Raw genomic sequence first — 734 nt, 5'->3', positions numbered from 1 at the left:
CCCGACGTCGTTCAACTCGGTGTTGACCTGTTCGAGCCGGGTCGGGAGGTCCGTGTCGCGGAGCTCGCCAAGATTCTCCGAGGTGATGTCGATATCGAGGTCGGAGCCGAGTGAAGCGAGCTCGTCGAGACGGCGTTCGAACTCGTCCTCGGCTTCCGAGAGGTCGCCCTCGGCGCGTTCGATGTCGGCCACTATGTCAGCGAGTTCGACCTCGGCATCGGCTAACTCGTCTTCGGCGTCGTCTCGCTCAGACCGCGCGTCTTCGAGATCCTCGCTGGTGTGCTCGCGTGTCGTTGTGACCTCGCGTTTCGTCCCGGTCAGGTCTTCGCGCTGCTCGCGGAGGTCCTCGATACGGCCCGTGACGGCGCGCTCGTGCTCGTCAGTGACCTCGTCGGGGTCGTCGACCGCAGGGAGGAACGCCGCGACGCGCTCGTTCCGGTCGTCGAGCCGAGTCTGGAGGTCGGACTCGGCGTCTTCGAGGTCTGCCTCTGCCTCTTCGAGGCGCGCTTCGAGGTCGTCGCGCTCGTTCACGCGTGCTTCGCGCTCGTCGCGGACTTCGGTGAGGCGCTCTTCGATGCGTTCTAGCTCGGCTTGTGCGTTCTCGAAGTCGTTCTTCCGCTCCGTCCGCTCTGTGGACGCGGTCGTGTACTCGCTCTGTGCCTCCTCGCGGGCGTCACGAGCACTATCTGCCGTGGTGAGATTGTACTGGACCTCGTCGTTGAGGGCGGCGATCT

Annotated in this window: 1 pseudogene; it reads right to left on the bottom strand. The window is 65.1% G+C overall.

The window, feature by feature from the left end:
* Positions 1–734: pseudogene (locus C5B90_RS20655) on the bottom strand (hypothetical protein); the annotation flags it as partial.

Source organism: Haloferax sp. Atlit-12N (genome assembly GCF_003383095.1).
Taxonomy (GTDB): Archaea; Halobacteriota; Halobacteria; order Halobacteriales; family Haloferacaceae; genus Haloferax.
Note: the sequence above shows the minus strand (reverse complement) of the source record. Positions and strands in the feature narration are given on the sequence as shown.